The sequence below is a fragment of the Micromonospora sp. 15K316 genome, assembly GCF_004348525.1.
GTDB lineage: Bacteria > Actinomycetota > Actinomycetes > Mycobacteriales > Micromonosporaceae > Micromonospora.
Genome location: NZ_SMKG01000090.1, coordinates 1 through 23,084, shown reverse-complemented (window position 1 = coordinate 23,084; position 23,084 = coordinate 1). Strand labels below are relative to the sequence as shown.

At 73.0% G+C, this 23,084-nt stretch carries 26 protein-coding genes; 12 read left to right on the top strand and 14 right to left on the bottom strand.

Annotated elements, in window-relative coordinates; translation table 11 throughout:
• Positions 1–72 precede the first annotated feature (72 nt).
• Positions 73–1,317, bottom strand: a complete 1,245-nt coding sequence (locus tag E1211_RS18270) for a class I SAM-dependent RNA methyltransferase (protein ID WP_132350213.1) — start codon at positions 1,315–1,317, stop codon at positions 73–75.
• Between the two features lie 58 nt (positions 1,318–1,375).
• Complete coding sequence (locus tag E1211_RS18265; protein ID WP_132350208.1) at positions 1,376–3,445, bottom strand: APC family permease; 2,070 nt, start codon at positions 3,443–3,445, stop codon at positions 1,376–1,378.
• A 158-nt stretch (positions 3,446–3,603) separates the two neighbouring features.
• Between E1211_RS18265 and E1211_RS18260 the strand changes: the two genes are divergently transcribed.
• A complete protein-coding gene (locus tag E1211_RS18260; protein WP_132350207.1) occupies positions 3,604–4,269 on the top strand; it encodes a TrkA family potassium uptake protein in 666 nt (221 codons plus the stop codon).
• Positions 4,270–4,271: 2 nt separating this feature from the next.
• On the top strand, positions 4,272–4,961 hold the full coding sequence (locus E1211_RS18255) for a TrkA family potassium uptake protein (protein ID WP_132350206.1): 690 nt from the start codon (positions 4,272–4,274) through the stop codon (positions 4,959–4,961).
• Positions 4,962–5,050: 89 nt separating this feature from the next.
• On the opposite strand, the gene E1211_RS18250 is transcribed toward E1211_RS18255, so the two are convergent.
• The 4 genes from E1211_RS18250 to dut all read right to left on the bottom strand — a co-directional run bounded on the left by E1211_RS18250 (position 5,051) and on the right by dut (position 7,478).
• Positions 5,051–5,734 (bottom strand): DUF3159 domain-containing protein, encoded by a 684-nt coding sequence (locus tag E1211_RS18250; RefSeq protein ID WP_132350205.1) that lies wholly within the window; start codon positions 5,732–5,734, stop codon positions 5,051–5,053.
• Between the two features lie 23 nt (positions 5,735–5,757).
• Positions 5,758–6,138 carry an OB-fold nucleic acid binding domain-containing protein gene (locus tag E1211_RS18245; RefSeq protein ID WP_132350204.1) on the bottom strand — a complete coding sequence of 127 codons (381 nt, stop codon included), beginning with the start codon at positions 6,136–6,138 and terminating at the stop codon, positions 5,758–5,760.
• 124 nt (positions 6,139–6,262) lie between these two features.
• On the bottom strand, positions 6,263–6,940 hold the full coding sequence (locus E1211_RS18240) for a DUF3710 domain-containing protein (protein ID WP_132350203.1): 678 nt from the start codon (positions 6,938–6,940) through the stop codon (positions 6,263–6,265).
• A gap of 25 nt (positions 6,941–6,965) precedes the next feature.
• Positions 6,966–7,478: a dUTP diphosphatase gene (gene dut / locus E1211_RS18235; RefSeq protein WP_132350202.1), complete on the bottom strand. Its 513-nt coding sequence runs from the start codon at positions 7,476–7,478 to the stop codon at positions 6,966–6,968.
• A gap of 88 nt (positions 7,479–7,566) precedes the next feature.
• Here dut and E1211_RS18230 point away from each other — a divergent pair, with 88 nt between their 5' ends.
• A complete protein-coding gene (locus E1211_RS18230) occupies positions 7,567–8,061 on the top strand; it encodes a DUF3093 domain-containing protein (RefSeq protein WP_132350212.1) in 495 nt (164 codons plus the stop codon).
• A gap of 88 nt (positions 8,062–8,149) precedes the next feature.
• Here the strand turns inward: E1211_RS18230 and E1211_RS18225 are convergent, their stop codons facing one another.
• Both E1211_RS18225 and E1211_RS18220 read right to left on the bottom strand, forming a co-directional pair.
• The gene (locus E1211_RS18225; RefSeq protein WP_132350201.1) at positions 8,150–8,938 is read right to left on the bottom strand and encodes a hypothetical protein; all 789 of its coding nucleotides are present in this window, start codon (positions 8,936–8,938) and stop codon (positions 8,150–8,152) included.
• 130 nt (positions 8,939–9,068) lie between these two features.
• Positions 9,069–9,365: a DUF4193 domain-containing protein gene (locus tag E1211_RS18220; protein WP_013284790.1), complete on the bottom strand. Its 297-nt coding sequence runs from the start codon at positions 9,363–9,365 to the stop codon at positions 9,069–9,071.
• 430 nt (positions 9,366–9,795) lie between these two features.
• Between E1211_RS18220 and E1211_RS18215 the strand changes: the two genes are divergently transcribed.
• Positions 9,796–10,311, top strand: a complete 516-nt coding sequence (locus E1211_RS18215; protein WP_207915414.1) for a LytR C-terminal domain-containing protein — start codon at positions 9,796–9,798, stop codon at positions 10,309–10,311.
• A gap of 20 nt (positions 10,312–10,331) precedes the next feature.
• Here E1211_RS18215 and E1211_RS18210 read toward each other — a convergent pair whose 3' ends face one another.
• The gene (locus tag E1211_RS18210; protein ID WP_132350199.1) at positions 10,332–11,150 is read right to left on the bottom strand and encodes an inositol monophosphatase family protein; all 819 of its coding nucleotides are present in this window, start codon (positions 11,148–11,150) and stop codon (positions 10,332–10,334) included.
• A gap of 289 nt (positions 11,151–11,439) precedes the next feature.
• Here E1211_RS18210 and E1211_RS18205 point away from each other — a divergent pair, with 289 nt between their 5' ends.
• Entirely contained in the window at positions 11,440–13,041 is a 1,602-nt protein-coding gene (locus E1211_RS18205; RefSeq protein ID WP_132350198.1) for an RNA polymerase sigma factor, read from the top strand.
• Between the two features lie 245 nt (positions 13,042–13,286).
• Positions 13,287–13,520, top strand: coding sequence for a hypothetical protein (locus E1211_RS18200; protein ID WP_132350197.1), 234 nt, complete (start codon positions 13,287–13,289; stop codon positions 13,518–13,520).
• 195 nt (positions 13,521–13,715) lie between these two features.
• On the opposite strand, the gene E1211_RS18195 is transcribed toward E1211_RS18200, so the two are convergent.
• From E1211_RS18195 to E1211_RS18185, 3 genes are all read right to left on the bottom strand, one after another.
• Entirely contained in the window at positions 13,716–15,449 is a 1,734-nt protein-coding gene (locus tag E1211_RS18195) for a DEAD/DEAH box helicase (RefSeq protein WP_132350196.1), read from the bottom strand.
• 155 nt (positions 15,450–15,604) lie between these two features.
• Positions 15,605–16,258 (bottom strand): trimeric intracellular cation channel family protein, encoded by a 654-nt coding sequence (locus E1211_RS18190; protein WP_132350195.1) that lies wholly within the window; start codon positions 16,256–16,258, stop codon positions 15,605–15,607.
• 40 nt (positions 16,259–16,298) lie between these two features.
• Positions 16,299–16,517, bottom strand: a complete 219-nt coding sequence (locus E1211_RS18185) for a DUF3039 domain-containing protein (protein WP_132350194.1) — start codon at positions 16,515–16,517, stop codon at positions 16,299–16,301.
• An 87-nt stretch (positions 16,518–16,604) separates the two neighbouring features.
• On the opposite strand from E1211_RS18185, the gene E1211_RS18180 reads away from it, so the two are divergent.
• Complete coding sequence (locus E1211_RS18180) at positions 16,605–17,540, top strand: pseudouridine-5'-phosphate glycosidase (RefSeq protein ID WP_132350193.1); 936 nt, start codon at positions 16,605–16,607, stop codon at positions 17,538–17,540.
• The gene (locus E1211_RS18175) at positions 17,537–18,436 is read left to right on the top strand and encodes a carbohydrate kinase family protein (protein ID WP_132350192.1); all 900 of its coding nucleotides are present in this window, start codon (positions 17,537–17,539) and stop codon (positions 18,434–18,436) included. Before E1211_RS18180 ends, E1211_RS18175 begins: the two co-directional genes overlap by 4 nt.
• 81 nt (positions 18,437–18,517) lie before the next feature.
• Here E1211_RS18175 and E1211_RS18170 read toward each other — a convergent pair whose 3' ends face one another.
• Positions 18,518–18,877 carry a DUF3099 domain-containing protein gene (locus tag E1211_RS18170; RefSeq protein WP_207915413.1) on the bottom strand — a complete coding sequence of 120 codons (360 nt, stop codon included), beginning with the start codon at positions 18,875–18,877 and terminating at the stop codon, positions 18,518–18,520.
• A 135-nt stretch (positions 18,878–19,012) separates the two neighbouring features.
• Here E1211_RS18170 and E1211_RS18165 point away from each other — a divergent pair, with 135 nt between their 5' ends.
• Both E1211_RS18165 and E1211_RS18160 read left to right on the top strand, forming a co-directional pair.
• Positions 19,013–19,300 (top strand): hypothetical protein, encoded by a 288-nt coding sequence (locus tag E1211_RS18165; RefSeq protein WP_243709580.1) that lies wholly within the window; start codon positions 19,013–19,015, stop codon positions 19,298–19,300.
• A 12-nt stretch (positions 19,301–19,312) separates the two neighbouring features.
• Positions 19,313–19,624 (top strand): hypothetical protein, encoded by a 312-nt coding sequence (locus E1211_RS18160; protein ID WP_132350191.1) that lies wholly within the window; start codon positions 19,313–19,315, stop codon positions 19,622–19,624.
• A 37-nt stretch (positions 19,625–19,661) separates the two neighbouring features.
• On the opposite strand, the gene E1211_RS18155 is transcribed toward E1211_RS18160, so the two are convergent.
• Entirely contained in the window at positions 19,662–20,240 is a 579-nt protein-coding gene (locus E1211_RS18155; protein ID WP_132350190.1) for an HhH-GPD-type base excision DNA repair protein, read from the bottom strand.
• 867 nt (positions 20,241–21,107) lie between these two features.
• On the opposite strand from E1211_RS18155, the gene E1211_RS18150 reads away from it, so the two are divergent.
• Complete coding sequence (locus tag E1211_RS18150) at positions 21,108–22,592, top strand: methyltransferase (protein WP_207915412.1); 1,485 nt, start codon at positions 21,108–21,110, stop codon at positions 22,590–22,592.
• Between the two features lie 67 nt (positions 22,593–22,659).
• Positions 22,660–23,082 carry a D-aminoacyl-tRNA deacylase gene (gene dtd / locus E1211_RS18145; RefSeq protein WP_132350189.1) on the top strand — a complete coding sequence of 141 codons (423 nt, stop codon included), beginning with the start codon at positions 22,660–22,662 and terminating at the stop codon, positions 23,080–23,082.
• The last annotated feature ends 2 nt before the right edge of the window (positions 23,083–23,084 follow it).

Genomic DNA, 23,084 nt, shown 5'->3' with positions numbered 1-23,084 from the left:
GACCACCCCCGGGCGCCCACCGGTTGATCATGCGGTTGCCGGGACGGATCGGCGCGCGAGACCCCGCCAACCTCATGATCGGCGGGACGAGGGGGGCAGCAGCAGGCCGACCAGCTCGACGTGCTGGGTCATCGGGAACAGGTCGAAGCCGCGCACCGCGGCGAGCCGCCAGCCCGACTCGGCGAACGTGCGCACGTCCCGGGCGAAGGCGGCCGGATCACAGGCCACGTACCCGATCGCGCGCGGCCCGGCGGCGACCAGGTCGCGCACCACCCGGGAACCGGCCCCGGTCCGCGGCGGGTCGAGCACCACCACGTCGACCGGGCCGGTGATCCGCCGGCGGGCCAGCGCGGTCTCCACCCGAGCCGCGACCACCTCGACGCGGGGAAGGTCGGAAAGGTTCTCCCGGGCCGCGGCGACGCCCTGCTCGGCGGCCTCGACCAGGGTGACCCGGCCGGTGTCGCCGACCCGGCCGGCCAGCGCGGCGGCGAAGAGTCCGGCACCGCCGTACAGGTCCCACGCCGTCTCACCGGCCCGCGGCTCCACCAGCTCCAGCACCGCCCCGACCAGGGTGTCGGCGGCGGCGGGGTGCACCTGCCAGAAGGCGGTGGCCGGGAGCGTCCACTCCCGTCCGGCGGCCACCTCGCGGACGGTGGCCGGCCCCTCGACGGTGGTGGCCGCCCCGTCGACCACCGTCGCGACGGCGACGTCGCCCCCGGTGGAGGCGACCGTCTCGACCGCGTCGGCGTCCGGCCAGCGGGTTCCGTCCGCCGGCAGCACCGGCAGGCTCTGGATCGCCGGGTGGGCGATGAGGCACCGGTCGATCGGCACCACCTCGTGCGAGCGGTGCTTGAGCAGACCCGCCCGGTCGCCGGCGTCCACCGCGTACCGGACCCGGGAGCGCCAGCCCAGCGGACCGCCGGGCAGCGCCTCGACACGCACGCCGAGCCCGTCGAGCTCGGCGTCGGTGAGCCCGCCCAGGCGGCTCAGCTGCTCCCGCACCACGGCGGTCTTCCACTCGAGCTGTGCGGCGGGCGCGACGTGTTGCAGGTCGCAGCCGCCGCAGCGGCCCGGCCGCGCGTACGGGCAGGGGGCTTCCACCCGGTCGGGCGAGGCGTCCAGCACCGTGACCGCGTCGGCCCGGACGAACCCCCGGTGCACCTCGGTCACCTCGGCGACGACCCGTTCCCCGGGCAGCGCGTGCCGGACGAAGACCACCTGCCCGTCGACCCGGGACACGCAGTGCCCGCCGGGGGCGACCGCCCCGACGGTCAGCTCTACCCGCTCCGCCTCGGCCAGGCCACGCTCCCCGGTCACCTCCGGGTCGGCCGCCGGACCGAGCTCGCGCGGCACCACGCCGGGGCCTCGGCGCCGCTCAGCCACGGTCGCCTCCACCCGACTCGCCGGAGGGCACGGAGACCACGGGCGGGACGTCCGGCGCCGGCGCGCTGCGCGGCACCACGCGCGGCCCACGGGCGGGGCCCCGCGACAGCGTGGCGTCCAGCCGGGAGAGGTTCTTGTTCGCGGTCGAGGCGAGCTGCCACGGCACGCTGGTCACCATCACGCCCGGCTCGAAGAGCAGCCGGGTCTTGAGCCGCAGCGCGCTCTGGTTGTGCAACAGGTTCTCCCACCAGTGCCCGACCACGTACTCGGGGATGAAGACCGTGACGACGTCGCGGGGCGACTCCCGCCGGGTGTTGGCGACGAAGCCGAGGATCGGCCGGGTGATCTCCCGGTACGGCGAGTCGATCACGGTGAGCGGCACGGGCAGCTCCCGCCGCTCCCACTCCTCCTGAAGGTCCCGGGTGTCCTTCTCGTCCACGTTCACCGTCACCGCGGTGAGCGTGTCCGGCCGGGTGGCCCGGGCGTACGCGATCGCCCGCAGCGTCGGCTGGTGCAGCTTGCTGACCAGGACGATGGCGTGGTTGCGCGCGGGCAGCACGGCGCGCCCCTCGTCGGGCGGCGTGAGCTCCTCCGAGACCCGGTCGTAGTGCCGCCGGATGGCCAGCATGAGCCCGTAGATCACCGCCATCGCGGCGATCGCGATCCACGCCCCGAGCAGGAACTTGGTGAGCAGCACGATCACCAGGACGGTTCCGGTCAGCCCCATGCCGAAGGCGTTGATGGCCCGGGAGCGGTGCATCCGGTGGCGCGCCTCCGGGTCGCGTTCGGTCTTCAGGTGCCGGTTCCAGTGCCGGATCATGCCGGCCTGGGAGACGGTGAACGAGACGAAGACCCCGACGATGTAGAGCTGGATGAGCCGGGTCACCTCGGCCTGGAAGCCGACGATCAGCACGATCGCGAAGGCGGCGAGGAAGAGGATGCCGTTGGAGAAGGCCAGCCGGTCGCCCCGGGTGTGGAACTGCCGAGGCAGGAAGCGGTCCTGGGCGAGGATCGAGCCGAGCACCGGGAAGCCGTTGAACGCGGTGTTCGCGGCCAGGAAGAGGATCAGGGCGGTCACCCCGGCCACCACGTAGAGCAGGATCGAGCCCGAGCCGAAGACCGCCTCGCCGAGCTGGGTGGTGACGGTCTTCTGCACGTAGCCGTCCGGGCCGGCGACGATCTGCTTCACCGGGTCCTCCACGAACTGGAGGTGGGTGAGCCGGGCCAGCCAGATGATCCCCACCAGCATGCTCACGGCGATCGCGCCGAGCAGCAGCAGGGTGGTGGCCGCGTTGCGGCTCTTCGGCGGCTTGAACGCGGGTACGCCGTTGGAGATCGCCTCGACGCCGGTGAGCGCGGCCGCACCCGAGCTGAACGTGCGGAGCAGCAGGAAGATCAGGGCGAAGCCCGTCACGCTGTGCTCCGCCTGGATGACCAGGTCGGCGCTGGGCGCGCGCAGGTCGTCGCCGAGCACGAAGACCCGGATCAGGCCGGTGAGCAGCATCCCGCCGATGACGATCACGAAACCGTAGGTGGGGATGGCGAACGCGGTGCCCGATTCGCGCAGCCCGCGCAGGTTGACGGCGGTCAGCAGCACCACCGCGGTCACCGCGATCATGACCTTGTGGGTGGCCACGAAGGGCACCACCGAACCGAGGTTCGCCACCCCGGAGGAGACCGAGACGGCCACCGTCAGCACGTAGTCGACCAGCAGCGCGCTCGCCACCCCGAGGCCGAACTTCGGCCCGAGGTTCACCGTGGCCACCTCGTAGTCCCCGCCGCCGGACGGGTAGGCGTGCACGTTCTGCCGGTAGCTCGCCACCACCGTCAGCATCACCACGACCACGGCGAGCGCGATCCACGGCGAGAAGACGTAGGCCGAGGCGCCGGCGATCGACAGGGTCAGCAGGATCTCGTCCGGCGCGTACGCGACGCTGGAGAGCGCGTCGGACGCGAAGACGGGCAGCGCGATGCGCTTCGGCAGGAGGGTGTGCTGGAGCCGGTCGGACCGGAACGGTCGACCGACGAGCAGCCGCTTCAGCAGCGAGGTGGGACTGGCCACGAACGCCAAGGGTACGTCCACCTCGGCGGGGGCGCGGGGGTGGGCGATCGGCGCTGGTGCGCGCGGGCGCGGTACCGTCGGTCCCCGTTCCCGGCCGGGACGTGGCAGGCTCGCACTCGACGGGCCCGGCGCGGACGGGCGCAGCTTGGGAGGGAAGCGTGCATGTCGTGATCATGGGTTGTGGGCGGGTCGGCTCGACCCTCGCCCACAGCCTGGAGTCCCGCGGGCACTCGATCGCCGTGATCGATCAGGACGCGGACGCCTTCCGCCGGCTCGGCCCGGACTTCGCCGGGCTCACCGTGACCGGCGCCGGTTTCGACGGGGACGTGCTGCGGCAGGCCGGCATCGAGCGGGCCGACGCTTTCGCCGCGGTCTCCAGCGGCGACAACTCCAACATCATCTCGGCGCGGCTGGCCCGGGAGACCTTCGGCGTGTCCCGGGTCGCGGCACGGATCTACGACCAGCGGCGGGCGCAGGTCTACGAGCGGCTCGGCATCCCCACCGTGGCGACGGTCCGGTGGACCGCCGACCGGATGCTGCGGCACCTCATCCCCGAGGGGAACGTGGAGATCTTCCGCGATCCCACCAGCACCGTCTCGATCGTCGAGGTGCCGGTGCACAAGGAGTGGGTCGGCCGGCCGGTACGCGCCATCGAGGACGCGGCCGGGGCGCGGGTGGCGTACCTGATCCGGTTCGGTATCGGCACGCTCCCCACCACGTCCACCGTGGTGCAGGAGGGTGACCAGGTCTTCATGCTGGTCACCGACGACATTGTGGCGACGGTCACGTCGGTGGCGTCGCGGCCGCCGGAAGGAGGGCACTGAGCATGCGGGTCGCCATCGCCGGCGCCGGCAACGTGGGGCGGTCGATCGCCCAGGAGTTGATCGACAACGGCCACCTGGTGATGCTCATCGAGCGGCAGCCCAAGATGCTCCGGCCGGACCGGGTGCCCGCCGCCGAGTGGGTCCTCGCCGATGCGTGCGAGCTGGCCAGCCTGGAGGAGGCGGACATCGCCGGCTGCGACGTGGTGGTCGCCGCCACCGGCGACGACAAGGTCAACCTGGTGGTGTCGCTGCTGGCCAAGACCGAGTTCGCGGTGCCCCGGGTGGTCGCCCGGGTGAACCGTGCGGAGAACGAGTGGCTCTTCACCGACCAGTGGGGCGTCGACGTGGCGGTGAGCAAGCCGCGCGTGATGGCCGCCCTGGTCGAGGAGGCGGTCACGGTCGGCGAGCTGGTCCGGCTGATGACCTTCCGGCAGGGCGAGGCGAACCTGGTGGAGATCACCCTGCCGCCGACCGCGCCCTACGTCGGGCAGCCGATCCACGCGGTGCCGCTGCCCCGCGACGCGGCGCTGGTGGCGATCGTGCGCGGCAAGCGGGTGCTGGTGCCCAGCCCGGACGACCCGATCGAGGCCGGCGACGAGCTGATCTTCGTGTGCACCGCCGAGGTGGAGGACGACGTCCGCGCGGTGATCCTCGGCCCGGACAGCGTGGAGCGCACCCGCGGCGGAAACTGACCCGGACCGCTCGCGCCGCCGCGACCGCGGGCGGCGCGGGCGCCCGGCACGCCACGCGATCTTCGCGAGGAGCGGATGAGCCGGGCGGGTCAGCTGCCGGGCAGCGGCTCCGGAGTCGCCTCCCGGGTCACCCGCCGGACCGTCCAGACGGTGATCAGCAGCAGGAGCGCGTACGGCGGGTAGCCCAGCAGCAGCCGGGCCACGCCGAGGGCGGTGTCCTGGTGGGCGAGGTAGAGCCCCGCCTGCACGCCGACCTTGGCCAGCCAGACCACGCCCCAGAGCACGGTCAGCGCGGTGAAGGTGCGGACCAGCCGTGGGTCGTCCCGCCACTCGGAGCGTCCCTTGGCGACCAGCACCGACCAGATCCACCCCACCAGCGGCTGGCGGATGGCGGCGGAGAGCAGCAGGACGAGCCCGTAGCCGACGCCGTAGAGGATGCCGGGCAGGTAGAAGTCCCGCTCGTCACCGGTGCGCCAGGCGATCGCCGCGCCGATGGCGATGCCGAAGAGCCCGTTGACGGCGTGCCGGATCGGGCGACGCTGGGCCAGCCGGAGCCCGGCGATCAACAGCGCCACGGCCACCGAGGCGATCACCGCGGGGCGCAGCTCGCCGATGACGTTGGCGATCACGAAGACCACCACGGGGATGCTGGACTCCACCAGCCCCCGCCAGCCGCCGAGCTGGTCGGCCATCTGCTCGGCGATGCTGGGCAGCCGCTCCTCGTCCGGCGAACCGGTCTCCGGCGAGGCGGCGCGGTCCTGTCCGGTGGTCATCGGCTCCCCTGGCGTCCGCGCGGTCACTTCGGCAGGTCCAGCTCGTAGAACGGGTTGTAGATGACCTTGCGCTCGTCGCGTACGGCGACCCGACCGCGGGCGGTCAGGTGCCGCCCCGGCTCGATGCCGGCGATGTGCCGGCGCCCCAGCCAGACCAGCGTCACCACGTCGCTGCCGTCGTAGAGGTCCGCCTCCAGCGTGGGCAGGTTGGTGCGCGGCGTGTAGACCACGGTGCGCAGCCGCCCGCTCACCGAGACCACCTGGCCCCGGGAGCACTGCAGAGCCGGCACACCGCCGCACTCCGCGCTCTCCCGCTGCAACTCCTGCGCCTCGATCTCGGCCTCGCTGGCGGTGAACCGGTGCAGGATGCGCCGCAGCGACCCTCGGCTCTCGTCGGTGGTCATGGACCCCGCGTCACCCTCTCCGTGCTCGCCGGCCGCGCCGACACCGGTCCGACCCCGGCGTCGCCGGGACCGTCCCGCCAGCGTACGCCGATCCGCCGGGTTCCGGCGGGTCGGCGATGCCCGGTCAGACCTGTCGCGGCTGCTCCGCCGGGCGTCCGCCGTCCGGGTTGGCGGCCGCGGACTCGTCGGCGACCTCGCGCGGCAGCCGCAACGGCAGCGGCTCACGCACCGGCTTCGCCTCCTGTCCCCGGTCGACCACGAGCCCCTCCAGGCACACCGCCAGCGGGCCGGCGGCCGCCGGGTCCACCGCCGCCGCGCCCTGGAAGACGCCGCGCACCATCCACCGGGGGCCGTCGATGCCGACGAACCGCAGGTCGGTCGGGCCGTCCGGGGTCATCACCTGGGCCCGCAGCTCGGGGCCGTACTCGCCCTCGACCTCCCGGGTCGCGGCGCCGTCGTTGAGCAGCGACTGGCGGATCTCCTCCCGCACCTCGTCCCAGATCCCCTCGGACCTTGGTGCGGCGAAGACGCCGAGCTGCAACGCGTTCTGCCCGTGCACCAGCACGACCTGCTGGACGACGCCCTGCTGGTCGGCCTGCACCCGCACCTCGACGTCGGGGATGGCGGGGATGTGCAGGCTGCCCAGGTCCAGCCGCGCCATGTCGGACGGAGCCTCGGAGATGTCGTAGGGGCCACGGCCGGAGACCGACGTGGCGGTCTCCTCCGCCTGGAGGTCGTCGAGGACCTCGGCGGCCCGCTCGTCACCGGCGCGCCGCTCGGCACGCTTCCGGGAGAAGATCACTGCGCCCGCCCTCCGCTGTTCGCCTTCAACCTGTCACTTCTTCGCTGCGCCGCTCGCCCCCGGACGGGTCCGCCGGCGACGGCACCAGGCCGGCGTGCCCGCCGGTGGAGCCGTGCCCGCCCGTGCCACGCCGGGAGGACGGCAGCTCGGCGACCGGCTGGAACTCCGCCCGCGCCACCCGCTGCACCACGAGCTGAGCGATCCGGTCGCCCCGGGAGATCTTCGCCGAAGCGAGCCGATCATGGTTGATCAGGTTCACCATGATCTCCCCCCGGTAACCGGCGTCGACCGTACCGGGCGCGTTGAGCACCGTCACACCGAGCCTGGTCGCGAGCCCCGACCGGGGATGAACCAGGCCCACGTACCCCTCGGGCAGGGCGAGCGCCACCCCGGTCGGGACCAGGGCACGGCCGCCGGGCGGCAGCTCCACGTCCGCGGCGGCCACCAGATCGGCCCCGGCATCGCCGGGATGGGCGTACGCCGGCAGCGGCAGCTCCGGGTCGAGCTGCCGTACGGGCACGGCTACGACGTCGGTCACGGTTCCCCTCTTCCGTCCGGTACGGCGGTGACCCTGCCATCCTGCCGGGTGGCGGGGCCTCCGTCCGCCGTACCCTCGGACTGTGAGCCTGTCGCCGTCCTCATCCCCCTCGGCGCCGCCCGCCGTGCGCCGCGCCGAGCACTCCGAGCGGCTGTCCCTGCCCTGGTGGCTGTGGCTGGCCGGGTTGGTCTCCGCCGGCCTGCTCGCCGTCGAGGTCTGGATGGGCGCGCCCGGGGTGCGCGCCTGGCTTCCGTTCGTGGTGCTGCTGCCCGCCGCCGCGCTGGGACTCTGGTGGCTGGGGCGGATCCGGGTCGCGGTCCGCGACGGCGAGCTCCTCGTCGACGACGCCCGCCTTCCGGTGCGGTACGTCGCGGACGTGGTCCCGCTCGACGCGGCGGGCCGCCGCGAGGTGCTCGGCGTCGGCGCCGACCCGCTGGCGTTCGTGGTGCAGCGCCCCTGGGTCGGCAGCGCGGTCCAAGTGGTGCTGGACGACCCGGCCGACCCCACCCCGTTCTGGGTGGTGAGCACCCGACGCCCGGTCGAGCTGGCCGAGGCGATCCTGGCCGCCCGGGACGCCGGCTGACGCACGGGCGCCGGTCGGCGACGTCGGTGGGGCCGCGGCCCCACCGCGCCGGCCACCCCGACCCGGGCCGGCCGGCACCCTCGCCGGGTCAGGAGGCGTCGGGCAGCGAGCGTGGCGGGACGGAGAGCTCCCGGCGCCGGCGCCGGAGGTCGTCACGGACCTGGTCGCCGAGCCCCCTGGTCGCCCGCCGGTTGAGGTAGCTGGCCACGGCCGCCCCGGTCAGGAACGGTCCCAGCGTGGTGAGGTTGCGGCCGAAGCGTCGCAGCAGGGTGTCGCGCAGCTCCCGGCGCGCCGCGGTACCGAGCACCGCCCCGATGCCGGCACCGGGCATCATCGGGTTGATCCCGCGTTGGGTGGCCCAGGCCTGCACCAGGGCGACGGCCCGCTGGCCCCGCGCGGCGGGCAGGATGACGCCGTACACCTCGTGCAGCTCGCCGATGAGCTTCAGTTCGATCGCCACCACGGCGACGGTCTCGGCGGCCAGCAGCACCGGGGCGGAGAGCAGGGTGGGCGTGACGGTCCACTCCACGGCGGCCACCCCGCCGCCGGCGGCGCCCACTCCGGCGGTCGCGCGGGCGGCGTTGCGTACCAGCCGCTCGGCGATGGCCTCGTCGTCCAGACCCTCGAAGTGCCGTCGCAGGGTGGCCAGGTCGCGGATCGGCACGTGCGGGGCGATCTCGGTGACGGTGTCGACCATCCAGCGGACGGCGGCCCGGGGCTTGAACAGGTCCCCCAACCCGCGGACCCGGGCCTGGCCGACCAGCCGGCCGAGCAGCTGCCGCCGCCGGGCCGGCGCGATGTCGTCGGCGGTCAACGCCGCCACGGTGGCGCCCAGCTCGGCCGGATCGCGCTCCGGGGCGTCGCCTCGCTCGCTCATCGACCTCGACCTCCCGGATCGCTGGTACGGCTACCCGTTCCGAGTCAAGCAGGTCCCCACCCGTGACGCATGGCGACGCCGACAGCGGCGGCCTCGATCGGGAGGCCGCCGCCGGTTCAGATGGTGAAGGTCAGACGCACTCGCGGCAGATGAGGTCGCCGTTGCGCTCGACCGCCAGCTGGCTGCGGTGGTGCACCAGAAAGCAGCGGGCACAGCGGAACTCGTCCTGCTGCATCGGCAGCACCTTGACCGTGAGCTCCTCGTCGGCCAGATCGGCTCCGGGCAGCTCGAAGCTCTCGGCCACCTCGGCCTCGTCGACGTCCACGGCGCCCGACTGTGAGTCGACGCGCCGGGCCTTGAGCTCTTCCAGGCTGTCCTCGCCGAGGTCGACCTCGTCGCGACGCGGGGCGTCGTAGTCGGTGGCCATCGGTTTCACTCTCCCATATCGATGTGGTCGTACGGTGGTAACGCCGGACGACACTGTTCCGGTTCCGCTGGCCGGCCACCCGTTGTGTCGGTCACCCGACCCGACGACCAGTCGGTCGAGGCCGCCAGAGAAACTCCCCCAGCGAGCGCGGTACCTTACCCCCCGTTCGGGCGAGGCATGTATACCGCCCTCGTGGCAGAGATGTACGCCCCCGCACGGGAAGTTGTTCCCAATGTGACTCAGGCGACACGAAGATAGGGGTAGTAGTACCTCGTTCACGGGCGGCGCGCCGCCATGTCCGGCTGTTTCCACGCGACGGTCGGACAACCGTTAACCTCAGCGGCGTACCCGACGGCCGGGGCGGCAGGTTCGCCGTCGGCCGCCGCCACCCATGTGAAGTCCGGGGAGCGCCCAGATGAGTTTTGCGCGAGTGCGGGCACTCGTTGTCGTCGGCCTGTTGGCGATCCTCGCCGTGGTCTTCGTGGTCGTCGCGGTGGTGCGCGACAGCCAGGGTAACGCGGGCACCGCCAAGGGCTGCCCGGACGGCTGGCCCCTCGCCGACGTGGCCCTGCGCGAGACCAAGGACGTCAAGATCAACGTCCTGAACGCGACCGACGAGGTGGGCCGGGCGGGCAGCGTGGCGGACGACTTCCGCAACCGCAAGTTCCAGGTCAAGAAGGTCGGCAACGCGCCCAAGGGGGTCGACGACGTGGCCGTGCTGCGGTACGGCCCGAAGGGGGTCGGTTCGGCGCACCTGCTCCGCGCGTACTTCCTCAACAACGCCGAGCTGGACTACGACGCGAAGCGCACCGACGACACCGTGGACGTGGTGCTGGGCAGCGCGTTCCAGCAGCTCGCCACCACGACCGAGGTGAACCAGTCCCTCGGCGACCTCGGCTCGCCGGTCGCCCCGCCGGGCTCCTGCCCGGCGCCCGTCAAGGAGTGACCGCCGTCTCCGGCGGCCCGTCACGGGCCGCCGGAGGCGTCCAGGTCGGCGAGCCGGTCGTGCAGCGGCGTGAAGAGCGCCGGAGGCGCGGCGATCACCAGGTCCGGCCCGGCCGGCCGGCCACCCAGGCCCGCGACCCGCAGGCCCGCCTCGGTCGCCACCAGCGCCCCGGCCGCCTGGTCCCACGCGGCGAGCCCCTTCTCGTAGTAGGCGTCCAACCGCCCCTCGGCCGCCAGGCAGAGGTCCACCGCCGCCGCACCGAGACGCCGGATGTCCCGTACGTGCGGAATCAGCTCGGCCACCACGCGGGCCTGGTGCGCCCGCCGTTTCGGGTCGTAGCCGAACCCGGTGCCGACGAGCGCCTGACCCAGATCGGTCTCGGTCGAGCAGCGCAGCCGCCGCCCGTCGCGCCAGGCGCCGCCACCGGCGGTGGCGGTCCACTCCTCGCCGGTGGGCACGTTGCGCACCACCCCGGCCACCACCTCGCCGTCGACCTCCGCGGCGAGCGACACGGCGTAGTGCGGCAGCCCGTAGAGGTAGTTGACGGTGCCGTCGATGGGGTCGAGGATCCAGCGCACCCCGCCCGCGGCGACCTCGGTCTCGCCCGCCCCGTACTCCTCACCGAGCACCGCGTCCGCGGGCCGGAGCCGGCGCAGCGCGTCGAGGACCTGGGTCTCCACCGCCCGATCTGCCGCGGTCACCACGTCGGTGACCGTGCTCTTGGTGGCGGCCACCGAGACCCCCTCGGCCCGCATCCGGTACGCCGTCGCGGCGGCGTCCCGAGCCAGCTCGACCGCGATCTCCAGCAGTTCTCCCGATGAAGGCGCCGTACGCTCCATGCCTCGTCCCCTTCCCGCACGATCGGGGTCTACCGCCTCCCGCGCGGGTACCATCCTTACAAACTCCACATCTGCGCCGTTTCGACGGTCTCGACAACCCGATACGCCGTGCGGCGCAGGATGATCGCCGCAGACGGCGTTACAATTCACCCCTGCCCACGCGCCACGGACGGCCGACGACCGGCCCACCCGGGACACGGGGGTTCTCCAACCACATCGCCCGGCGCGGTGGCCCCTGCTGCGCCGGACGCCCCGGCCGTGCTCGCTCTTCGCCTCCGGAAGGTCATTCGTGACAGAACCCCGCCAGACCGGCGCCGACGTTCGCTCGCTCACCGACACTCTGATCGCCCACGCCCAGAGCGCCGGCGGTCAGCTGACGTCGGCCCAGCTCGCGCGCACCGTCGAGTCCGCCGAGGTGACGCCGGCCCAGGCCAAGAAGATCCTGCGGGCGCTCTCCGAGGCGGGAGTGACCGTGGTCGTGGACGGGTCGGCCAGCACCCGCCGCCGAGTGGCCGCGGCGCGCTCCGCCACTCCGGCGTCGCGCGCCACCACCGCCAAGACCACCAAGAAGGCCGCTCCGGCCCCGAAGCAGGCACCCGCCGCCGACGAGGCTCCGGCGCCCGCCCCGCGGAAGGCGACCGCGCGCAGGAGCGCCGACACCACGGGCGACGTGGCCAAGGCGGCGGCGCCGGCCAAGGCCGCCAAGCCGACCCGGGCCACCAAGACGACGGTCGCCGCGGCCGGCAAGGCCAAGGCCGCCCCGGGGAAGGCCAAGGGCGACGGGGCCGACGGCGACATCTCTCCGGAGGAGCTGGCCGCCGAGATCGAGGACGTGGTCGTCGACGAGCCGGCCGAGCTGACCCAGGCCGCCGAGGCCGACGCGGCGAGCTCCGCCAGCGACAACGACTTCGAGTGGGACGACGAGGAGTCCGAGGCCCTCAAGCAGGCCCGGCGCGACGCCGAGCTGACCGCGTCCGCCGACTCCGTCCGCGCCTACCTCAAGCAGATCGGCAAGGTTCCGCTGCTCAACGCCGAGCAGGAGGTGGAGCTCGCCAAGCGGATCGAGGCGGGCCTCTACGCCGCGGAGCGGCTGCGCGCCGCCGAGGAGGGCGAGGAGAAGCTCACCCGCGAGATGCAGCGGGACCTGATGTGGATCTCCCGCGACGGCGAGCGGGCCAAGAACCACCTGCTGGAGGCGAATCTTCGCCTGGTCGTCTCGCTGGCCAAGCGCTACACGGGTCGCGGCATGGCCTTCCTCGACCTCATCCAGGAAGGCAACCTCGGCCTGATCCGCGCCGTCGAGAAGTTCGACTACACCAAGGGCTACAAGTTCTCCACCTACGCCACCTGGTGGATCCGCCAGGCCATCACCCGCGCCATGGCCGACCAGGCCCGCACCATCCGCATCCCGGTGCACATGGTCGAGGTGATCAACAAGCTCGGCCGCATACAGCGTGAGCTGCTCCAGGACCTGGGTCGCGAGCCCACCCCGGAGGAGCTGGCCAAGGAGATGGACATCACACCGGAGAAGGTGCTGGAGATCCAGCAGTACGCCCGGGAGCCCATCTCGCTGGACCAGACCATCGGCGACGAGGGGGACAGCCAGCTCGGTGACTTCATCGAGGATTCGGAGGCCGTGGTCGCGGTCGACGCGGTCTCGTTCTCGCTGCTGCAGGACCAGCTCCAGCAGGTGCTGCAGACGCTCTCCGAGCGTGAGGCGGGCGTGGTACGACTGCGCTTCGGCCTGACTGACGGTCAGCCGCGCACGCTCGACGAGATCGGCCAGGTCTACGGGGTGACCCGGGAGCGGATCCGGCAGATCGAGTCGAAGACGATGTCCAAGCTGCGTCACCCGTCGCGGTCACAGGTTCTCCGGGATTACCTGGACTGAGCCCGGGTCGTCAACCCGGCGTGTCGTTTTGATCACGTAGTGTGCAACGCCGGATGGTGATCCGCCGGTTGCACGATTGTGATCGTTGACGTGGCACCCTTGGTGCACGGCACACTGTGCCTGTCATGTGTGACCTCGGTCCCCCGCGGGCACACAGGGAAGGCCAGGCGCCACATGGATGTTGCAGGATAGGTGAGCAACGACCGAAGAGATTGTTCATCGGTGACGACCAGAGGAGGAAGGCGATGACCCCGACCCTCACGCCGCCGCCCGAGACGGTGAGCCCCCCGGCCGCCGATGAACGGTGCGACCGCTGCAATGCTGCCGGCAAGCTCCGCATCACCATGGCCGGTGGGGGTGAGCTCGTGTTCTGCGGGCACCACGCGAACAAGTACGCGGAGGATCTCGTGAAGATCACCGTTCGTTACGCGGCGGACCCGGAGTTCAGCTGGCGCGGCGCCGACCTTATGGCGAACTGACCCGCAAACCGACATAGCAGCCGGCCGGAGGTACCGAGAGGTGCCTCCGGCCGGCTTTTTCACCACCCACCCCAACCGCGCCGCCCGAGCCGCCACCGGATCACGAGGTTCGCGGCTGAGCGCCGGCGCGCCGGTACCCGCGGAACCTCGTGATCGGCGCGTCAGTGACGGAGGCGGCGTTCCGGGACGCGCGGGTCAGAGGGTCTGGACCGTCGCGATACGCTCCTCGAGCTGCTCGATCGTCGCCTGAGCGCTCGGCGGGCCCCCGCAGAGCCGGCGCAGCTCGGCGTGGATCTTGCCGTGCGGCTGACCCGTACGGTGGTGCCGCGCGGCCACGAGCGCGTTGAGCTGACGACGGAGCGCCACGCGACGCTGGGCGGCACTCATCGGAGCCGGCGGAGCCGCAGGCGCGTCAGCGGCCGGCTCAGCGGTCCGTACGGCCGCCCTGCGCCGCTGGGCGGCGAGCTGCTCGGCCTGCCGCTTCGACAGCAGCACGGCGACCTGGTCGGCGGTGAGCAGACCGGGCAGCCCGAGGTACTCCTCCTCCTCGGGGGTGCCCGCCTGGGCCGCCGTCCCGAAGGACGCGCCGTCGAAGATCACCTGATCCAGCTCGGCGGTGGCGGAGAGCGCGGCGAACCGCTTCTCCAGCTCGCCGCTGGCCTGGTCGTCACGCTGGGCCCGCTCGAGCAGGTCGTCGTCGAAGCCCTCGCGGTCCTTCGGCTTGCCCAGCACGTGGTCGCGGGCGGCCTCCATCTCGCTGGCGAGCCCGAGCAGGTGCGGCACGCTGGGGAGGAAGACGGAGGCGGTCTCCCCCGGCCGTCGGGCCCGGACGAAGCGGCCGATCGCCTGGGCGAAGTAGAGCGGGGTGCTCGCGCTGGTGGCGTAGACCCCGACGGCGAGGCGCGGGATGTCGACGCCCTCGGAGACCATCCGCACGGCGACCAGCCACCGCTGCTCGGACGCCGCGAACGTCGCGATCCGGGCCGACGCCCCCGCGTCGTCGGAGAGCACCACCGCCGCCTTCTCGCCGGTCAGCTGCTCGATGAGCTTGGCGTACGCCCGGGCGGTCTGCTGGTCGCTGGCGATCACCAGCCCACCCGCGTCCGGCATGCCCGCGTTACGCAGCACGCTGAGCCGGGCGTCGGCCGCACGCAGCACCTGCGGCATCCAGTCGCCGGCCGGGTCCAGCGCGGTCCGCCAGGCCTGCGCGACGAGGTCCTGCGTCATCGGCTCGCCGAGCCGGGCCGCCAACTCGTCCCCGGCGTTGGTCCGCCACCGGGTCTCCCCGGAGTACGCGAGGAACAGCACCGGCCGCACCACGTTGTCGCGGAGCGCGTCCGCGTAGCCGTAGACCGAGTCGGCGCGGGAGCGCAGCAACCCGTCCCCGCCCCGCTCGTACGTGACGAACGGGATCGGGTTGTCGTCGGAGCGGAACGGCGTACCGGTGAGCATGAGGCGGCGTACGGCCGGCTCGAAGGCCGCCTTGACGCCGTCACCCCACGACCGGGAGTCGCCGGCGTGGTGGATCTCGTCGAGGATCACCAGCGTGCGCCGGGTCATCGTGCGCCGCCGGTGCACCTGCGGGGCCATGCCGACCTGGGCGTACGTGATCACCGCCCCGTGGAAGTCGGCCGAGGAGTGCACGTCGGCGTTACGGAAGGCGGAGTCCAACTGGATGCCGACCCGGGCCGCGGCCTGCGCCCACTGCTTCTTCAGGTGTTCGGTCGGGGCGACCACGGTGACCGCCTCCACCGTGCCGTCCACGAGCAGCTCGGCGGCGATCCGCAGCGCGAACGTGGTCTTACCGGCACCGGGCGTGGCGACCGCGGTGAAGTCGTCGGAGCGCCGCCGCAGGTACTCCACCAACGCCTTGCGCTGCCACGCGCGTAGTGCCGGAAACGTATCGATCGCCGGCGACGGGGCTGCCACGCGAAGGCTCCTCTCCGACCGCACGAAGGCGGACCCGGGTCAGGGGCGCGGTCCGCACCGCCCATGAAAACGCCTCCGCGCAGTAGCTGCCGCGAAGGCCGACTCAGCATAACCAGCGCGCGTCCGCCCGCCCAGGCGACGCCACGCTGGTCACATCAGCGCGGATCCGGACCGGGGTCGCGGGTACGCGGCGGGCGCAATGTCGCCACCGGCACCGCCCAGCGCCGCCGCAGCGCCACCACCCGCACCACGAAGATCAGCACCGCCGCCGCCGCGATCGGCGCCGTGCCGGCCTGTCCCACCCGCTGCAGCACCGCCACGACGACCGCCCCGGCCAGCGCCGCGACCGCGTAGATCTCCCGGCGCAGCACCACCGGGATCTCGCCGGTGAGCAGGTCCCGGCCCAGCCCGCCACCGATCCCGCTGAGCATGCCGATCACGCACGCCCCGACCGGGGGTACGTGCGCGTCGAGCGCCTTGAGCGTGCCGGTGACGGTGAAGAGCGCGAGCCCGGCCGCGTCCAGCAGCAGCACGGTGGTCCGCAGGCGGGCCAGCTGGGGATGCAGCCAGAACACCGCGCCCGCGGTGATCGCGGCGGTGGCGGCGTACCGCCAGTCGGCGAAGGCGAGCGGCGGCACCTCGCCGATGACCAGGTCACGGAAGATCCCACCGCCCAGGGCCGCCACGAAACCGACGAAGGCGACGCCGAACAGGTCGAGCCGTTTGGCCACCGCCGCGGAGGCCCCGGAGGCGGCGAACACCGCGACGCCGACGAGGTCGGCGAGGAGCAGGGCGGTGGAGGTGGTCACCGCCGAAGGCTACGCGCGGGTTCGGAGCGGGAGCCGCCGATCAGCCGGCGAAGGAGTCGTAGATCTCCTTGCACTTCGGGCAGACCGGCGAGCCGGGCTTCGCGGCCTTGGTCACCGGAAAGGTCTCCCCGCAGAGCGCGATGACGAACGTGCCCATGACGGCACTCTCGGCGATCTTTTCCTTACGGACGTAGTGGAACATCTCGGGACCGGTGTCGGCGTCCTTCAGCTCCGGACGCTCGAGAACCTCTGTGCTCACGTCTGCACCTCCAACCGTCAAGTTTGGCAGCTCCTGACGGCCCGGTCCAATTCACTCCGGCCGGGAGCGGGCCGTACGGTGATCACTGTGACCAACTTTCACATCCGTTTCGGCGCCGAGGTGGCCGCCGCCCTGCGTGACGGGCGTCCCGTCGTCGCCCTGGAGAGCACCATTGTCTCGCACGGCCTCCCCCGGCCGGAGAACCTGCGGGTGGCGCGGCAGATCGAGGCGACCGTACGGGACGCCGGAGCGGTGCCGGCCACCGTCGGCATGGTCGGCGGCGAACTCGTGGTCGGCCTCGACGACGCCCAGCTGACCCGCCTCGCCACCGTCGACGGTGTGGCCAAGCTCTCCGTACGCGATCTGGCGGTGGCCGCGGCGACCGGCGCGGACGGCGCCACGACGGTCGCGGCCACCAGCGCGGTGGCCGCCGCGGCGGGGATCGGCGTCTTCGCCACCGGTGGCCTCGGCGGGGTGCACCGCGAGGCGGCGCAGACCTTCGACGAGTCGGCCGATTTGATCACCCTCGCCCGGACCCCGATCGCCGTGGTCTGCGCCGGGGTCAAGTCGATCCTCGACGTGGGGGCGACGCTGGAGCGGCTGGAGACGCTCGGCGTGAGCGTGGTCGGGTACCGCACCCACCGGTTCCCCGGCTTCTACCTGACCGACGGCGGCTTCGACCTCGACTGGTCGGTGGACTCGCCCGAGCAGATCGCCGCCGTGCTCGCCGCCCGGACGCAGCACGGCCTGCCCGGCGCTGGTCTCGTCGTGGCCAACCCGCTCCCCGTCGACGAGCAGCTCGATCCGGCACTGCACGACCGGACGCTCGCCGAGGGCCTGGCGCTGCTGGAGCGCGACGGGGTGACCGGCAAGGCCGTGACGCCGTACCTGCTGGCCCACTTCCACTCCGCCACCGAGGGCGCCAGCCTGGCGGTGAACGTACGGATCATCCTGCGCAACGCCGACCTGGCCGCGCGGATCGCGGTGGCCTCGGCCGCCCGGCGCGCCGACACCGGGGCATGAACCCGGACCGACGGGTCGTCGTCGTCGGTGATGTGATCACCGACGTGGTCGCCGCGCTCCGCGGGCCACTCGCCTCCGGCTCGGACACGGCGGCCGAGATCCGATTCAGCGGTGGCGGTCAGGCGGCGAACACGGCCGCCTGGCTCGCCGCGCAGGGCACCCCCGTGACGCTGGTCGCGGCGGTCGGTGCGGACGCCGAGGGACGCGACCGGGTGGTCGAGCTGCGCACCGCCGGTGTCGACTGCGCCGTCGAGACCGTCGAGGACGCGGTGACCGGCACGGTCATCGTGTTGGCCACCGAGAACGAGCGGACGATGGTGAGCCAGCGGGGGGCGAACCTGCGGCTGACGGCGGCGCACGTCGAGCAGGCCCTCGCCGCGGTGCCCGACGCGGGACATCTGCACCTGTCCGCGTACACCCTGTTGGACGCGGGATCGCGCGCGGCCGGGCTGCGGGCGCTGACCGCCGCCCGCGAGCGGGGGCTCAGCACCAGCGTCGACGCGGCCTCCGCGGCGCCGCTGCGGCGCGTCGGCGTGACCGCCTTCCTGGCCTGGGTACGCGACGTCGACCTGCTGCTGGTCAACGCGGACGAGGCGACGGTGCTGGCCGGCGGGCTGGAGCCGGCCGCCCAGGCGCGGGCGCTCTCGGCGACCGCCCGGCGAGTGGTGGTCAAGCGAGGCGCGGCCGGCGCGGTCTGGGCCGATCGGACGGGGACGCTCTCTTCGGCGCCGGCCCGCCGGGTGGCCGTGGTGGACGTCACCGGGGCCGGGGACGCGTTCGCCGCGGGGCTGCTGACGGCCTGGCTCGCGGGCGCCGATCCGGACACGGCGCTGGCCCGGGCGGGCGATCTGGGGGCGGTGGCGGTCTCCACCCTCGGCGCGCGCCCGAAGCCCTGATCCCGGCCCCGGCGCTTGCGGGTCCGGCCCTCACCAGCCGGCCGGCAGCCCGCCGGGGCGGGGCGGGCGAGCCGGCCGCGGTCAGAGCTCGGCGTCGATGACCTTGTGCGGGCGCTCCTCGGCGGTGAGGCTCATCGGCGGGGCGGCGGCGCGCTGCTCGTGCCGGAAACGGCTGGCCAACCGGTGCTCCTCCTTCGGCGGCCGGTCGTTGGCCAGCAGCACGGCGAGCCACGGGATGAGCACCATGCCGAGGACGCAGAGGGGCAGCCAGAGCCAGAGCAGTGGGGCCTGCGCGCCGACCAGGATCGCACCCACGACCAGACAGGCCACCCGGATGCTCATCATCAGCACGTACCGCCGCTGCCGGCTGGTGAGCTGGTCGTCCTGGCTGCGTGAGGCGTCGGTGATCAGAATCGGCTCGTACGCCTGACGCTTCACCACGGACCTCCTCGAGGGGTTACGCACCATCCTGTCACTTCGCGGCCGTGATCAGCGAAGTTACGTGACGGACGGACCAGAGTGACCGGCGGCACCGCTCCCGGGGCGTTCGTGTTACGGCCGTGGTACGCTCCGCCCGTGGGCAGCAGGTTCAGCTTCACCGAAGAGGCGCTGGCCAACCTGAAGGTCTACGACGTCACGCCGGGGGAAGTCTGGGAGGCGCTGCACAGCGCGCGGCGGGTGATCCGCCACCTGGGCGACGACGTGATGGTCGTCTACGCCGCCGCCCGGCGGGGCCGTCGGCTGGCTGTGCTGCTCGCAGAGGCCGACGGCACCGACAACGACTGGGACATCCTCTCCGCCCGTGAGCTCAGCGACGCCGAGTCGAAGCGCTACGACGAGGCGGTGCGGAGAGATCGCCGATGAGGAGGCGGTGACATGCACCGTGACGACGCGACCAAGCAGTTCCACAGCGGCGACGACCGGCTCGCGGAGTTGATCGACGAGAGCCAGCCGGCGGAGCTGCCCATCCCCGACACCGACGTACCGATGGTGAGCCGGTCGGTGCGGCTGCCGCTGGAGACGTACGAACGGGTGCGGGCGGCGGCCGAGACGCGGGGCATCGGGGTCACCACCCTGATGCGGCAATGGATCGAGGCGGGCCTGGCCGACCTCGACGACTCGACCACCGTCTCGCTCGCCGACGTCCGGCGGGCGCTCGCCTCGCTCGCCCACCCCACCGCCGCCTGAGGTCCCCGCGGCGGCCGACCGGCGAGGCCGACCTCGGTCAGCCGGCCGACTTCGCCTTGGCCGCCGCCTTCATCTGCTGCTTGTACTCCCGCACCCGACGCAGCGACTCGCCGTCTGTCACGTCGGCGACCGAGCGGTACGCCTCCGGGTCGCCGTACCCGCCGGCCGCCTCCTGCCAGCCCTCCGGGCGTACGTCGAAACGCTTGCCGAGCAGGGCGAGGAAGATCTGCGCCTTCTGCTTGCCGAAGCCGGGCAGCCCCGCGATCCGGTTGAACAGCTCACGGCCGTCGGCCACGCCGGCCCAGAGAGCGGCGGCTTCGCCGTCGTACCTGTCGACGATCACCTGGCACACCTCCTGCACCCGGGCCGCCATCGCCTTCGGGAACCGGTGCAGCGCGGGCGGCTGGGCGAAGACGGCGACCAGCTGCTCCGGGTCGTACCCGGCCAGCTCCCCCGCGTCGAGGTCATGCCCGAGCCGCTGCGCCAGCACGTACGGCGAGGTGAACGCCTTCTCCATCGGAATCTGCTGGTCCAAGACGAGCCCGAGAACAAGGGCCAGCTCATTCCGATTGAGAAGTTCGTTCGCCGCAGGATCGATAGGGAGGGAGAGCGCCATGTCCACATGCTGCCACCAGGTGGCCGGCCGTTGGTCCGCTCAACGCGCAGCTATCCTTCAGATAGATCTCACGAGCCAACGAAAAAAGGCACCATGCCGCGCAGGCGGCCCCACCAGCTACGGCAAGACCAGCTTCACCGGCCGTCCTGGCGCAGCAGATCTCACATACGTGGGCTTGCCGGCTGCGTACAACAGGAGATCAGCCAGATCGAGCTATGGAGCGCACGCGACTGGGCTCGCGTCGGTCTCTGGCCCGGTGCCGTGGCAGAAGCCCTCGCCGGTTGGCGGACGACCGCCGAACTACCCAGCGCTCGCAGCGCCCACCCCTGCGGCTGCTGCGGGCGCCCGAGCCGAGCGATCCTTCAAGAAGCCCTCGATCAGCTCAGCACGCCAGCATCCCGGGCCTTGTTCCGCCTGGTCGCGCCGCTCGACGACCTGTACCTGACGCGAACTCTGCCCAACCCCCTGGCACCGCTACAACTTCCCTGGTGGGAGCGACGAATTACCAGGTGAGTCGACGTTCTCCGTCAGGAGACGTTTTCCATGGTCAGCACATGTGCTGGTCGAGGACCATGCCGAGGATGCGGGCCAGCGGATCCCGGTTGAGGAGATCGTTCGCCGCGGGGTCGATCGGAAGAGCCAACGCCATGCCGCAATGCTGCCAGACCGCGGTCGACCGCCGACGGACACACGCGCAAGCAGCGCCCTCGCCGTCCGCCGGGCGCCTCCCGCTGCGGCGGGCAGCTCCCGGACGCCGGCCGTCGCGCCGACCTCCTCGACCCCGCGGGTCGGTCGATAGCGCCTGCTCACGGCACGGATGTCCCGGGTGGGGCCGCCCGCCCCGGTGACAGCAGGCAGGATGGCGAGGTGGCCGAACACGACATGCTGCTCTCTCCCGCCGGCGTCGAGGCGTTGCGCACCGCGCTGACCCGGGCCCGGTTCACCTCGAACGGCATCGCCGACCGGCTCGGTCCGCAGGCGACCGGCGGGGTGGCCCGCAACGACTTCCGCGCCGCACTGCGGGCGACCGAGGACCGCGACCCGCTCGCCACGCTGATCCGGGTCTTCATCTGCGACCAGACCGAGTCGGAGACGGTGGTGGCCGCCGCCCTCGCGCCGCTGGACCTCGGCGAGGCGGTCGAGGGTGGGCTGCTCGAACGGCACGGCGACGGCGTGCGCGCCGGCGTCGACCTGGAGCCGTACGGCGACGAGTGGTGGGTACTCGCCGACGTGCCGGCCAGCGCACGTCCGGGGCGGCCGTTGCACTCCGAGCACGTGCTCGGCATCGGCGGGGCGACCCAGACGTTGATCGGCGCGACCATCCGGCGCCCCGTCGACACCGCGCTCGACCTGGGGACCGGCTCCGGCGTGCAGGCCCTGCACCTCTCCACCCACGCGCGCTCGGTCACCGCCACCGACGTCTCCCCCCGGGCGCTGCGCTTCGCCGCCACCACCGCCGCGCTCAACGGTCAGGACTGGGAGCTGCTCCGCGGCGACATGGTGGCCCCGGTCGCGGGGCGCCGGTTCGACCTGGTGGTGAGCAACCCGCCGTTCGTGGTCGGGCCGGGCACCACCACGCACGTCTACCGGGACTCCGGCCGGGTCGGTGACGCGATCGGGAGCGAGCTGGCCGCGGCCGCGCCGGGCCTGCTCACCGAGGGCGGCACGATGCAGTACCTGGCGAACTGGGTGCACGTCGCCGGTGAGCAGTGGGACGAGCGGGTCGCGGACTGGTTCGCCGGCACCGGCCTGGACGCCTGGGTCATCCAGCGCGAGGTCGCCGACCCCATGGCGTACGTCAACCTCTGGCTGACCGACGTCGGTGAGGCGACCGACCCGCAGCGGATGGCCGCGTGGCTGGACTGGTTCGACTCGCACAAGGTGGAGGCGATCGGTTTCGGCATCATCTCGCTGCGTCGCGGCGGGCACGCCGATCCGGTGGTCCGGGTGGAGGACCTCCGGCAGCGGGTCGAGCCGCCGATGGGCGACCGGATCGACGCCTGGTTCGACCGTCAGGACTTCCTCCGGGTACGCGGCCCCGAGGCGCTGCTCGCCGAGCGTTACCGGGCCGCCGAAGGGCTCCAGCTGCGGCAGGAGGCGACGATGGGCGACGAGGGCTGGGCGGTGGACCGGCAGGTGCTGACCATGCCGCGCGGTCTGCGCTGGACCGAGGAGGTCGACCCGCTGGTGTTGGCGCTGGTCGGCGGATGTGACGGCCGCCTGCCGCTCCGCGACCAGCTCGCCCTGCTCGCGGCGGCGCACGACGTCACGGCCGACGAGCTGGCCGAGGCGGCCGGGCCGATCGTGGCGCACCTGGTGGAGCGCGGCATCATCGAGCCGGTGGTCGGCTGATGGCGACGGTCCGGACGCCCGGTCTCGCGGCCGTCCGCCGATCGGTACGGGTGCGGAGGGCGGGCTGATGCGGGCGGTGGTGCAGACGGTCGGCCGGGCCAGCGTGACCGTCGACGGCGAGGTGGTCGGCGCGGTCGACGACGGCCTGCTGGTGCTGCTCGGGGTGACCCACACCGACACGGTCGAGACCTCGCGGACGATGGCCCGCAAGGTGCACGAGCTGCGCATCCTCGACGAGGAGCGGTCGGCGGCGGACACCGGCGCGCCGGTGCTGGTGGTCAGCCAGTTCACCCTCTACGGCGACGCCCGCAGGGGCCGCCGCCCTAGCTGGACCGCCGCCGCGCCGGCGGAGGTGGCCGAACCCCTGGTCACGGAGGTCGTCGAGGCGCTGCGTGAGCGCGGCGCCAAGGTGGAGACCGGCCGCTTCCGCGCCCACATGCTGGTCGAGAGCGTCAACGTCGGCCCCCGCACCATCCTCCTCGACCTCTGACC

What these genes read in the sequence shown, in the direction of transcription:
- E1211_RS18210 (WP_132350199.1), bottom strand. Translation starts at nt 11,150, where the DNA reads ATGGAGCGTACGGCGCCTTCATCGGGAGAACTGCTGGAGATCGCGGTC.
- E1211_RS18160 (WP_132350191.1), top strand. Translation starts at nt 19,313, where the DNA reads ATGCACCGTGACGACGCGACCAAGCAGTTCCACAGCGGCGACGACCGG.
- E1211_RS18245 (WP_132350204.1), bottom strand. Translation starts at nt 6,138, where the DNA reads ATGACCACCGACGAGAGCCGAGGGTCGCTGCGGCGCATCCTGCACCGG.
- E1211_RS18255 (WP_132350206.1), top strand. Translation starts at nt 4,272, where the DNA reads ATGCGGGTCGCCATCGCCGGCGCCGGCAACGTGGGGCGGTCGATCGCC.
- E1211_RS18220 (WP_013284790.1), bottom strand. Translation starts at nt 9,365, where the DNA reads ATGGCCACCGACTACGACGCCCCGCGTCGCGACGAGGTCGACCTCGGC.
- dtd (WP_132350189.1), top strand. Translation starts at nt 22,660, where the DNA reads ATGCGGGCGGTGGTGCAGACGGTCGGCCGGGCCAGCGTGACCGTCGAC.
- E1211_RS18155 (WP_132350190.1), bottom strand. Translation starts at nt 20,240, where the DNA reads ATGGCGCTCTCCCTCCCTATCGATCCTGCGGCGAACGAACTTCTCAAT.
- E1211_RS18225 (WP_132350201.1), bottom strand. Translation starts at nt 8,938, where the DNA reads ATGAGCGAGCGAGGCGACGCCCCGGAGCGCGATCCGGCCGAGCTGGGC.
- E1211_RS18250 (WP_132350205.1), bottom strand. Translation starts at nt 5,734, where the DNA reads ATGACCACCGGACAGGACCGCGCCGCCTCGCCGGAGACCGGTTCGCCG.
- E1211_RS18200 (WP_132350197.1), top strand. Translation starts at nt 13,287, where the DNA reads ATGACCCCGACCCTCACGCCGCCGCCCGAGACGGTGAGCCCCCCGGCC.
- E1211_RS18175 (WP_132350192.1), top strand. Translation starts at nt 17,537, where the DNA reads ATGAACCCGGACCGACGGGTCGTCGTCGTCGGTGATGTGATCACCGAC.